The following is an 11,065-nucleotide window of genomic DNA, read 5'->3' on the forward strand; positions in this document are numbered from 1 at the left end:
CTGCCGCTCGTGGTATATGCCTTGCGCGAGTTGGTCACTGGCAGGGGCGGACCATGCAGGCAGTCGATCGCGTCGTTGGGCTTTCGTCACGGATCGGGGCTGCGGCGCTGGGCGCGCTCATCCTGCTCGCATCTGCTTATTCCGGCGCGGCAAACGGGCAGAGCGCCGAGCCGGTCTGGCCGACGGAACAATGGCAAGCCTCGACGCCGGAGCAGCAGGGCATGGATTCGGCTGTCCTGGCCAAGCTGGTGGCGGCCGGCACCGCGCGCAGCTTCGACAGCCTGCTGGTGACGCGCCATGGCCGCATCGTGCTCGATGCCTATTACGCGCCCTTCACCGCCGACATGCCGCACGTCATCAACTCCTCCACAAAGGCGGTGGTGTCGACGCTGCTGGCGATGGCCTACAAGGATGGTCTGCTGGACCGCCTGGATCATCCGATGCTGGATTTCTTTTCCGATCGCAGCGGCATGGCCAATGTCGACGAGCGCAAGAAGGCTATCACGGTCCAGCATCTGCTCAACATGACGTCGGGCCTCGACTGGGACGAGGGGTTCGAGGGCGGCCGCGAGCAGTCGCTTCGCGATATGGGAAAGAGCCCGGACTGGGTCCAGTTCATTCTGGACCGCCCGATGGCGCATGCTCCCGGAGAGATCTTCTATTACAACAGCGGCGGCTCGCATCTGCTGTCCGCGATCGTCAGCAAGCTCACCGGCAAGAACACCGCCGACTATGCCGAGGAGCGGCTGTTCGGCCCGCTCGGCATTACCAAGCCGTTCTGGCGGCGGGATCCGCAACGGATCCCGATTGGCGGGTTCGGCCTGATGATGCGGCCGCGCGACATGGCGAAGATCGGCTATCTCTATCTGCGCAACGGCGAGTGGGCCGGCAAGCAGCTGCTGCCCGCGGATTTCCTCGATGCCGTCAACCATGCCACCGTGAACATGAATGCCCGGTTTGATCCGCGGCTGCGCTATGCCAACCAGTTCTGGACCATTCCCGACAGGCACATCTTCATGACGGTTGGCTATCATTGCCAGGTGATCATGGTCCTGCCGGAGCGCGATATCGTTGCGGTCATGACGGCGAGCAATTTCTGCCCGTTCGGCAAGCTGGCCGAAGAGATTTCCGGCACTGTCAAATCCGACCAGGCCCTGCCGGTCGATGCGGCCGCGGCCGAGCAATTGGCAAAGGCGATCGCCGACGTCGCCACGGAGAAGCCGACACAGGTCGGTGCGACGCCCGCGATCGCATCCACGATCTCGGGCCGCACCTACAGATTCCCCGACAACAACCTCGGTATCAAGACACTGACGCTGTTCCTTGCCGACGAGAACCCGCGCTACGTCGTGGAGACCAACGTCGGCGATCCCGCACGGCGTCACTTCGACGGACCGATCGGCCTCGACGGCCTCTATCGCAAGAGCGCTCCGACCTTCCTCGGTGTGCGCGCCGTCAAGGGCGCGTGGACGGACGAGCGAACCCTCGTCGTCGATCTCCAATATGTCGGGCTCGGCGACGCCTGGACCTGGACGCTCACCTATGACGGCGACAAGGTCGCGCTGCGCGGCAAGGCGAGGGATGGGCGCGAGGGGGCGGCGGAAGGGACGGCGGGTGGTTGACGCGCGATGCGAAACCTCCGCTCGCTTGCGTCGGCTCAAAACTCCAGCGCCGCATTGTCCACCACCTCCTTCATGACGAAGAAGGTGCGGGTCTGCCGCACGCCGGGCAGCGCGATCAGCTGGTCGCCATGGATGCGATTGAAATCCTCCATGTCGCCGGCGCGGATCTTGAGGAAGTAGTCGAAGTCGCCGGCAACGAGGTGACAGTCGAGCACGCATTTCAGCTTCGCCACCGCCTGCTCGAAGCTCGCAAAGCTTTCCGGCGTCGAGCGGTCGAGCACGACGCCGACCATGACCAGCGTGCCCTTGCCGAGCTTGCGCGGCGCCACCATGGCGCGGACACTACTGACATAACCCTCGTCGAACAGCGCCTGGGTCCGGCGATGGCAGGTCGCAGGGCTGACGCCGACCTGATCGGCCAGCTCGGCATTGCTGAGCCGGCCGTTCTTTTGCAGCAATCTCAACATCTTGAGGTCGATGCGGTCGAGCCGGGATGACATGGAAGAATCTTTCGTCATTAGCCAATTTAGCGAGAGAAACCATAACACCTGAAGCAAACCAAGCAAACTTAGATAATCTGATAGACCAAATTAGAGAGCACCTTTCGCGCGGGTAGTGATAGGTGTGGCGCCGTTCCAGACACCAAGTTTCAAGACACGAGGATGCCAGAATGCTGGAGAAATTCGCGCGCTATCCGCTCACCTTCGGCCCGACCGCCATCGAGAAGCTCGATCGGCTGTCAAAGCATCTCGGCGGCAAGGTCGAGCTCTATGCCAAGCGCGAGGATTGCAACTCCGGACTCGCCTACGGCGGCAACAAGCTGCGCAAGCTCGAATACATCATCCCCGACGCGATCGCCTCCAACGCGGACACGCTGGTCTCGATCGGCGGCGTGCAGTCGAATCACACCCGCATGGTTGCGGCGGTCGCGGCCAAGATCGGCATGAAGTGCCGGCTGGTGCAGGAAAGCTGGGTGCCGCATGAGGACGCAGTCTACGACCGCGTCGGCAACATCCTGCTGTCGCGGGTGATGGGCGCCGACGTGCGCCTGGTCGACGAAGGCTTCGATATCGGCATCCGCAAGAGCTGGGAGCAGGCGATCGAGGAGGTGAAGGCCGCCGGCGGCAAGCCTTACGCCATTCCCGCCGGCGCCTCCGTGCACAAATATGGCGGCCTCGGCTATGTCGGCTTTGCCGAAGAGGTGCGCGCGCAGGAGCGTCAGCTCGGTGTCAAGTTCGACTACATCGTGGTCTGCACGGTGACCGGCTCGACCCATGCGGGCATGCTGGTCGGCTTCGCCGCCGATGGGCGCGCGCGCAACGTGATCGGCATCGACGGTTCCTTCACGCCCGCGCAGACCAAGGCGCAGGTGCTGTCGATCGCGCAGAACACCGCTGAGCTGGTCGAGCTCGGCCGCGACATCGTCGAGGATGACGTCGTGCTGATCGAAGACTACGCCTATCCCGCCTATGGCGTGCCGTCGGAGGAGACCAAGGAGGCGATCCGCCTCAGCGCGCGGCTCGAAGGCATGATCACCGACCCCGTCTATGAGGGGAAGTCGATGCAGGGCATGATCGACCTGGTGCAGAAGGGCTTCTTCCCGGCCGGATCGAAGGTGCTTTACGCCCATCTCGGCGGCGCGCCGGCGCTCAACGGCTACGCCTACGCGTTCCGCAACGGCTGAGGCCGGCCAAGGGACCTCCAAGGGCTCCTGCGGGCTGCCGCGTCAGGTCCGCGTCAGTTTCGTCCGGTATTTTCATCGCGCCGGGCGAGTCGGGAGACCTTCGGGTGAAGATGATGAATGCGGCCGGCCGGGCCTTCGCCGCGCTCGGCGTTGGCATCGTCGCCGTGGGGCATTGGTTCTGGGCCTATCCGGGCCAGGGCGCCGTGCTGCGCGCCCGTCTGCTGGCGATGAATCACGCAGTCGAGCTGTATGGCGGCATCTTCCTGATCGGCGTCGGCGTCCATGCCCTCGCATCCCGCTACTGGTTCCGCGAACCAAACCCGCCCGCGCAGTCTTCGGCTCGGGAGCCGCAATAGCGCCCGCCTTGCGCGGCCGATTATGTCTGAGTTGACATTCTAGGAACAAAATAGGAACATGCCGCTTGTAACCTGAGGGTGTGGCGATTGCCTCATCCGCGGCGGCATTGCGCGGCCGCAGGACCGAAGGCCAAGCCGCGCACCACTTGCGGATGAATTTCTCCGCCTCCTATGATGGGTTGTGGTTGGGGAGTGCGCGTCATGAGAGTTGTGGTCTGGGCGGTCGTTGCGGCCGCATGGTTGCTTGTGTCTGCAACTCCATCAAGCGCCCGCGGTCCCTACGGCTCGATCACGGGTCGGCAATTGGAAGGGTGGCGCCTTCACCAACGACAAGGACGGCGCGTTCACGCATTGCTCGGCGGGGACGGTTTATCAGAGCGGCATCTACTTCGTGGTGGCGATTACCGCGAATGGCAGCTGGCGGCTGGGCTTTGCCCATGAGAGCTGGCATCTGACTCCGGGCGAGGCCTTTCCGCTTGCGCTGACCTTCGACGGCCAGCCTGCGATCAATGTCTACGGCATGCCGTTCGGCACCCAGCTCGTCAATGTCGAGATGCCGGTGACTTCCAACCTGATTAATCAGTTCCGCAAGGCGCACCAGATGACGGCGTTCGCGCAGGGACAGTTGTTTCAGTTCAACCTCAATCAGACTGCCCAGCTACTGCCGGCGTTGCTCAATTGCGTGGTCTCGGTGAAGAAGAACGGTGTTGCCAATGCCGGTGAATTCGCGGTCGCGGCGAAGCCCGCGGCAGCGCCGCCGCAGCAGGCTGCTCCGAGCTCGCCGCAGAAGCAGGCGAAGTCCGGGACCGGGACCGGCTTTGTGGTCAGCAGCAGCGGGCACATCGTCACCAACCATCATGTCATCAATGGTTGCAGCGAGATCACCGGCAATCTGAGCGGCGAGGCGCCGGTGAAATTGCGGCTGGTGTCCGGCGACGAAACCAATGATCTCGCGCTGCTGCAGGCGCCGGCGCGTTCAAGGATGTCGCCAAGATCAGGCAAAATCCGATTCCGGTCGGCAATGCTGTGGTGGCGATCGGCTACCCTTATCACGGGCTGCTGACGTCCGATTTCACCGTCACCACGGGCATCGTCTCGTCGCTGAGCGGTATTCTCAACGACACCCGTTTCCTGCAGATCAGTGCCGCGGTGCAGCCGGGCAACAGCGGCGGCCCGCTGTTCGATCTCGGCGGCAGCGTGGTCGGCGTCGTGGCGGCCAAGCTCGATGCTGTCACGGTCGCACGGGCAACGGGAACCATCCCGGAGAACATCAATTTCGCGATCAAGACCGGGGCGTTGCGCGACTTCCTCGACAACAGCGCGGTGCAGTACCAGACCGCCGAGTGGCGTGACTCTACAAAGCGCGAGACGCCGGAGATCGCCACGGACGCGCGCGGCTACACGCTCCTGATCGTTTGCAAGGTGAATGAACAAGCCGCGGGCAAGCGCGGCGACACGAAGTAGTGGCTCGTAGGATGGGTAGAGCACAGCGAAACCCATCATCGTTCCGCGCTGAGAACGATGGGTCTTGCTGTGCTCTACCCATCCTACGCATCTTCCCAGCTCGGGCAGCTCGCCAGTTACGTCAGCCGCTGCAGCGTGTGCACCGTGATTTCGGCCGGACAATTCAGCCGCACCGGCGCGAGGCTGGTGCCGGCGCCGGTTGACGTGTAGCCGGCGAGCTCGCCGAAGCGCCAGGCGCCCCTGCCCATGCGCCGCGGCAGCCGCGCCTCCAGCTTGATCGCGATGCCGCCGGGCAGGCAGAGCTGGCCGCCATGGGTATGGCCGCTCAGCATCAGGTCGAAGTCGGCCGCTGCCGCCTCGCGATAGGATTCCGGCGTGTGCGCAAGCAGGATCGAGAACGCCTCGTGCGGGATCGCCGCGGCGGCCTTTGCGATGTCGTCGGTGCGGTAGAAATGCGCGTCGTCGATTCCGGCGAGGTGGATCGTTGCGCCATCGCGCGTGATCGGCTCCTGCTCGTTGAACAGCATCCTGATCCCCATTGCTTCGAGCGCCGGCGTCATGCGGATGCTGTCGTGATTGCCGAGGACGCCGTAGAGCGGCAGCTTGATGCGCGCGCAGAGATCCTTCATCAGCGTGAGGCTGGTCTCGAACGGGCCGAACGTCCTGCCGCGATAGTCGCCGGTCAGGACGCAGATGTCGCAGGCGACATGGCGCACGACATCAGCCAGATGCCGCATCGCGCCCTGGCTGATGTCGGCGTGGAGATCGCTGAGATGTAGGATGGTGAAGCCGTCGAAGGCCGCAGGCAGGCGCGTCGACGTCACCAGATTGCGCCGCACCTCGACCCGGTCGGCGTTGCGCCGCGCCCGGCCATGGAGGCCGGTCAGCTTGAGCGCGGTCGTGACGATCCACGGCGCGAGGCGCCAGTTCTCGACGTTGAACACCAGCGTACCCTGGCCGATCAGCTGCTTCTCGTGCGCGGACTCGATCCCAAGCCGGCGCACGACGTGATCTGCGCCGATCCGCTCGACCAGTCCCTGCAATGCCGTGTCGGCCATCGTCCCCCGTGCGGCCCGCGATACGACGCGGACCGGCGCGACACTATCATGCGCGATCCCGATGCGGATACCGCTGATGCCAAAGCATGATCCGGAAAAGCGCGCAGCGGTTTTCCCTCGCGACAAACGCGGGACGCGTTTGCGCGGAGATCATGCTCAAGCAAGAAGCTAAAGCGCGATAACAATTCGACCCAATCTCATCGCGGCTCAGACCACGGGGACGCGCCTTGCGGCAACGGCAGCCGGCGAGATCACCTCGATGTCGAGCGGAACCTGCCAGCGTCCGGTGAAGCGGACCTGTGGCGGTGCATTGCCGTTGCGTCCGCCCTGCAGCACGAAGCCGTCATAGCCCGAATTCATCACTTCATTGCACTTCTGCACATAGATCGGGAAGCCGCCGATATAGGGCATGAACACGCGGGGACGGCCCGGGATATTGGCGCCGACATACCAGGAGCTGCAGGTCGAGCGCAGCGAGACCGTGGAGACGTCGTTGACATGGGCGACCCAGGCATCCTCGTCGTCGCGGACCGCCTCGATCGTGCCGGCGCCGATGTCGCGCATGTGGCCAAGGCAATCCGCCAGCCAGTCGACATGCTGCTCGATCGCCTGGATCATGCTCGCGAGCACTGATGGGCTACCGGGCCCGGTGATCATGAACAGGTTCGGAAATCCTTCCGAGGCGAGACCGAGATAGGCGCGCGGGCCTGCCCGCCATTTCTCGGCGAGCGTCTGCCCGCCGCGGCCGGTGATCGCGATCTTGTCGAACGAGCCGGTCATGGCGGCAAAGCCAGTGGCGGAAACGATGGCGTCGAACTCGTATTCGGTGCCGTCGACCACGATGCCGTCGGTGGTAAAGCGTTCGATCGGCGTCTTCGAGACGTCGACCAGCTTCACATGCGGCAGATTGTAGGTCTCGAAATAATTGGTATCGACGCAGAGCCGCTTGCAGCCGAACACATTTTGCGGACACAGCAGTTCGGCGGTGGCGGGATCCTTGACGATGCCGCGGATCTTCTCGCGCGCGAAATCGGCGATGGTGTCGTTGGCTGCCTTCTCGAACAGGAGGTCGCCGAACGCGCCGAGGAAGGGCAGGCCGCCGCGCTGCCAGGCTTCCTCATACAGCTGCTCGCGTTCATCCTCGCTCGCCTGCAGCGCGGGCTGGGCATTGAACTGGAAATAGAAGCCGGTTGGGCGCGCGCGCGCTTTCGCGCGCAGCTCCGGATAATGCGCCTTGGCTTCCCTGAGATACTCCGCTGACAGCCGCTCGTTCCACGCCGGCACTGACCAGGTCGCGGTGCGCTGGAATACGGTGAGCTCGGAGGCCTGCTGGGCGATGATCGGGATCGACTGGATCGCCGACGAGCCGGTGCCGATGACGCCGACGCGCAGGCCCGTGAAATCGACACCCTCATGCGGCCATTCGCCGGTGTGATAGATCGGCCCGCGGAAATCCGCCATGCCGGTGAAAGCCGGACGGTTCGGCGCCGAAAGGCATCCGACCGCCATGATGCAGAATTTCGCGGTGACCTTGTCGCCACGGTCGGTTTCGATCGACCATGTTCCTGCCTGCTCGTCGAAGGTCGCCGCGGTGACGCGGGTGTCGAACACGATCTGGCTGCGCAGGTCGAAGCGGTCGGCGACATGGTTGGCGTAAGCGAGAATTTCGGGCTGCGGAGAATATTTCTCCGACCAGCTCCAGTCTTGATCAAGTTCCTCAGAGAACGAGAAGGAATATTGCAGGCTCTCGACGTCGCAGCGCGCGCCGGGATAGCGATTCCAGTACCAGGTGCCGCCGACCCCGCCACCGGCCTCATAGACCCGCGCAGTGAAGCCGAGCCCGCGCAGCCGGTGCAGCATGTACATGCCGGCGAATCCAGCGCCGATCACCACGGCATCGAACGTTCCATTTTCCGCAGGGCGCGCAGTCGTGCGCGCGGTGCTCTCCTGAGCCATGGTCCGTCTCTTCCCTATATCGTTATGCCTTGGCCGCGCCTCGTTGGACGCAGCGGCAAAAGATTAGGGCTGTTGCGGCGCGGCCCGCAAGCGCATGCGGTGCCGCGCGGGGTATGGCTCCTATGCTGTGGCGATCACTGCGGTATCCGGGCGCTGCCTCACTCCAGCCGCCGAGCGGATCGGATGCGTTGTGCTACGCTTCGGCCAGGCTGGTCGCAGCCTCGTCGATGAAGGCACTCACCTCGTTCGGCTTCGAGGCCAGCGAGGCGTGGCCGGCAGCGAGCGTGATGATCTTGCGGGGCTTCATCCGTTCCGACATCCGCCTCTGGTTGTCGGGGTTGATCATCCGGTCTTCACTGGAGATCTGATACCAGACCGGCTTCTTTCGCCACGCCGGCGCGGTGATATTGTCGCCGAATGTGCCGGCAAGCGGCGCCTTCTGGGTGACCGCCATCACCAGCGCTTCGTCGGCAGGCAGGTCCTGGCAGAAGCTTTCGTGAAACTTGTCAGGCTTGATCCAGAGATACCCGTCGCTATCAGGTGCGACATTGGCAATCGCCGCTGGCGGGAGTCCCGCGGTGATGCCGCCAGGGCTCTCGCCGGCGTCGGGCGCAAAGGCCGCGATGTAAACGAGGCCGGCCACGTTCGGAAGATCGCCGGCCTCGGTGATCACAGCGCCGCCATAGGAATGGCCGACCAGCAGGGTCGGGCCGGCCTGCTGCTTGACCATCTTGCGCAGCCGTTCGGCGTCGTCAGCGAGCGAGGTCAGCGGCATCTCGACCGCTTGCAGGCCGGTGTGCCCCTTGCGCGAGAGCGCGACGATCACCTTGCTCCAGTGCGCCGCGCCTCCCCAGAATCCGTGAACCAGAATGATCGTCGGCTTGCTCATGCTCGGCTCCTCCGGTGGATGGGCTAGGAAACGCGATCAGGATGAGCGGACGTCCGGCAGCCGTCAACGAGACAAACCGTGGCTGCATCGCGTCTGTGTCACGATGTCGTCACCAAGACAGGGCGAGAGCAAAGCCCGATTTTTCAGCCCTCATTGGCCTTCACGATCCGGATCAACTCGTCGCCGTAATGCTCGAGCTTCTTGTCGCCGATCCCGGCGATGTTGCGCAGATCGTTCAACGTATCCGGCCGCATCGCGGCGATGCCGTCGATGGTCGAATCGTGCAGCACCACATAGGCCGGCACGCCGCGCGCCCGCGCCACGTCCGAGCGCCAGGCGCGCAGCGCCGCATGCAGCGCGGGGCTGGCGACCCCGCCGGGGCTGTCGGGTGCGGGTGCGAGGTCGCCACGGCGCGACTTGCTGCGGACTGCGCGGTTGCGCGCGCCCTCCGGCTGTTCGCGCAGCATCACCGCGGTCTCGCCCTTCAGCACGCCGCGGGCGCTGTCGGTCAGCTTCAGGGCGCCAAAAGCGTCGCTGTCGGCGCGCAGATGACCCATCGCCACCAGTTGGCGCAGCACTGCGCGCCATTGCTTTTCGTTGAGCTCGCGGCCGATGCCGAACACCGACAATTGGTCGTGGCTGAACTGCTTGACCCGCTCGGTCAGCCGTCCGACCAGCACGTCGATCAGGTGCATGGCGCCAAATCGCTGCCCGGTGCGATAGACGCACGACAGCAGTTTCTGTGCGAGTACCTTGCCGTCGCGGACGCGCGGCGGCGTCAGGCAGTTGTCGCAATTGCCGCAGCTTTCATCGCTGCGGGTCTCGCCGAAATAGCCGAGCAGGCGCTGCCGCCGGCAATGCACAGTTTCAGCTAAAGCGACCAGCGCGTCGAGCTTACCTATCGACACGCGCTTGAAGGCATCTGAACCGGTCGATTCGTCGATCATGCGGCGCTGCTGCACGATGTCGGAGAGGCCGTAGGCCATCCACGCCGCCGACGGCTTGCCGTCGCGGCCGGCGCGTCCGGTCTCCTGATAATAGGCCTCGATGCTCTTCGGCAGATCGAGATGCGCGACGAAGCGCACATCCGGCTTGTCGATGCCCATGCCGAACGCGATCGTGGCGACGATCACGATTCCGTCCTCATTGAGGAAACGGTCCTGATGCCGGGCACGCACGCCGGCATCGAGCCCGGCATGATAGGGCAGCGCGGGAATGCCGGCCTCGCTGAGCGCCGCCGCGACGTCTTCGACCTTGGCGCGGGACAGGCAATAGACCACGCCGGCGTCGCCGGCATGGCGCTCCCTGATGAAGTTCTTCAGCTGCGTCGTCGCATTCTGCTTGTCGACGATCTCGTAGCGGATGTTGGGCCGGTCGAAGCTGGCGACGAACTCCGGCGCGTCGGTGAGGGACAGCCGCTCGGCGATCTCCTTGCGCGTCAATGCATCCGCGGTCGCAGTCAGCGCGATGCGCGGCACCTTGGGGAAGCGCTCGGCGAGTGCGGACAGGCCGATATATTCCGGGCGGAAGTCATGGCCCCATTGCGAGACGCAATGCGCCTCGTCGATCGCAAACAGCGCGATCTGCGCCTGGCTGAGCAGGTTGAGGCAGCGCGGCGTGAGCAGTCGTTCCGGCGCGACATAGAGCAGATCGAGATCGCCGGCGAGCAGCCGCCGCTCGACCTCGGACGCTTCCTCATAGGACAGCGTCGAGTTCAGCACCGCGGCGTTGACGCCGGCCTCGGTGAGGCCCGCGACCTGGTCGCGCATCAGTGCGATCAGCGGTGACACCACGATGCCGCAACCGTCGCGCAGCAGCGACGGCAGCTGGTAGCACAGCGACTTGCCGCCGCCGGTCGGCATCAGCACCAGGCAATTGCCGCCCTCGGTGACGTGGCGGACGATCTTTTCCTGCGCGCCGCGGAATCCCGACAGGCCGAACACGGAACTGAGCACGGATCGCGCGTCGCGGCGCGGAGCGGATGCGTGATCGAGGGCGGTCTGGGCGGTCATGATCCCTTGCTTGATCCCTTGGGA

The 11,065-nt window shown here is 64.6% G+C and carries 10 protein-coding genes; 5 read left to right on the forward strand and 5 right to left on the reverse strand.

The features are described from left to right. The first annotated feature begins 53 nt into the window (after positions 1 to 53). Entirely contained in the window at positions 54 to 1,622 is a 1,569-nt protein-coding gene (locus ALC15_RS28445) for a serine hydrolase domain-containing protein (protein WP_050630144.1), read from the forward strand. 35 nt (positions 1,623 to 1,657) lie between these two features. On the opposite strand, the gene ALC15_RS28450 is transcribed toward ALC15_RS28445, so the two are convergent. Beyond that, positions 1,658 to 2,122 carry an Lrp/AsnC family transcriptional regulator gene (locus tag ALC15_RS28450; protein ID WP_050630145.1) on the reverse strand — a complete coding sequence of 155 codons (465 nt, stop codon included), beginning with the start codon at positions 2,120 to 2,122 and terminating at the stop codon, positions 1,658 to 1,660. 170 nt (positions 2,123 to 2,292) lie between these two features. Here ALC15_RS28450 and ALC15_RS28455 point away from each other — a divergent pair, with 170 nt between their 5' ends. From ALC15_RS28455 to ALC15_RS47685, 4 genes are all read left to right on the forward strand, one after another. Beyond that, on the forward strand, positions 2,293 to 3,306 hold the full coding sequence (locus tag ALC15_RS28455) for a 1-aminocyclopropane-1-carboxylate deaminase (protein WP_050630146.1): 1,014 nt from the start codon (positions 2,293 to 2,295) through the stop codon (positions 3,304 to 3,306). A gap of 110 nt (positions 3,307 to 3,416) precedes the next feature. Next, positions 3,417 to 3,662 (forward strand): hypothetical protein, encoded by a 246-nt coding sequence (locus tag ALC15_RS28460; RefSeq protein ID WP_244486308.1) that lies wholly within the window; start codon positions 3,417 to 3,419, stop codon positions 3,660 to 3,662. A gap of 244 nt (positions 3,663 to 3,906) precedes the next feature. After that, positions 3,907 to 4,725 carry a trypsin-like peptidase domain-containing protein gene (locus tag ALC15_RS47680; protein ID WP_347336321.1) on the forward strand — a complete coding sequence of 273 codons (819 nt, stop codon included), beginning with the start codon at positions 3,907 to 3,909 and terminating at the stop codon, positions 4,723 to 4,725. After that, complete coding sequence (locus ALC15_RS47685) at positions 4,692 to 5,126, forward strand: trypsin-like peptidase domain-containing protein (RefSeq protein WP_347336322.1); 435 nt, start codon at positions 4,692 to 4,694, stop codon at positions 5,124 to 5,126. Before ALC15_RS47680 ends, ALC15_RS47685 begins: the two co-directional genes overlap by 34 nt. Before the next feature lie 116 nt (positions 5,127 to 5,242). Here ALC15_RS47685 and ALC15_RS28470 read toward each other — a convergent pair whose 3' ends face one another. The 4 genes from ALC15_RS28470 to recQ form a co-directional block, all read right to left on the reverse strand. Continuing rightward, positions 5,243 to 6,184 carry a metallophosphoesterase gene (locus ALC15_RS28470; RefSeq protein WP_050630147.1) on the reverse strand — a complete coding sequence of 314 codons (942 nt, stop codon included), beginning with the start codon at positions 6,182 to 6,184 and terminating at the stop codon, positions 5,243 to 5,245. Between the two features lie 207 nt (positions 6,185 to 6,391). Continuing rightward, entirely contained in the window at positions 6,392 to 8,140 is a 1,749-nt protein-coding gene (locus ALC15_RS28475; protein ID WP_050630148.1) for a flavin-containing monooxygenase, read from the reverse strand. A 193-nt stretch (positions 8,141 to 8,333) separates the two neighbouring features. Continuing rightward, positions 8,334 to 9,029, reverse strand: coding sequence for an alpha/beta hydrolase (locus ALC15_RS28480; RefSeq protein WP_050630149.1), 696 nt, complete (start codon positions 9,027 to 9,029; stop codon positions 8,334 to 8,336). Between the two features lie 143 nt (positions 9,030 to 9,172). After that, entirely contained in the window at positions 9,173 to 11,041 is a 1,869-nt protein-coding gene (gene recQ, locus ALC15_RS28485; protein WP_050630150.1) for a DNA helicase RecQ, read from the reverse strand. Positions 11,042 to 11,065 lie beyond the last annotated feature (24 nt).

Origin of the sequence: Bradyrhizobium viridifuturi, from assembly GCF_001238275.1 — a bacterium.
In the GTDB taxonomy this organism is placed as follows: domain Bacteria; phylum Pseudomonadota; class Alphaproteobacteria; order Rhizobiales; family Xanthobacteraceae; genus Bradyrhizobium; species Bradyrhizobium viridifuturi.

Bases quoted from the DNA above. Each gene is read 5' to 3' on its own strand.
- ALC15_RS28455 (WP_050630146.1), top strand. From the start codon at position 2,293: ATGCTGGAGAAATTCGCGCGCTATCCGCTCACCTTCGGCCCGACCGCC.
- ALC15_RS28450 (WP_050630145.1), bottom strand. From the start codon at position 2,122: ATGTCATCCCGGCTCGACCGCATCGACCTCAAGATGTTGAGATTGCTG.
- ALC15_RS28445 (WP_050630144.1), top strand. From the start codon at position 54: ATGCAGGCAGTCGATCGCGTCGTTGGGCTTTCGTCACGGATCGGGGCT.
- ALC15_RS28480 (WP_050630149.1), bottom strand. From the start codon at position 9,029: ATGAGCAAGCCGACGATCATTCTGGTTCACGGATTCTGGGGAGGCGCG.
- ALC15_RS28475 (WP_050630148.1), bottom strand. From the start codon at position 8,140: ATGGCTCAGGAGAGCACCGCGCGCACGACTGCGCGCCCTGCGGAAAAT.
- ALC15_RS28460 (WP_244486308.1), top strand. From the start codon at position 3,417: ATGATGAATGCGGCCGGCCGGGCCTTCGCCGCGCTCGGCGTTGGCATC.
- recQ (WP_050630150.1), bottom strand. From the start codon at position 11,041: ATGACCGCCCAGACCGCCCTCGATCACGCATCCGCTCCGCGCCGCGAC.
- ALC15_RS28470 (WP_050630147.1), bottom strand. From the start codon at position 6,184: ATGGCCGACACGGCATTGCAGGGACTGGTCGAGCGGATCGGCGCAGAT.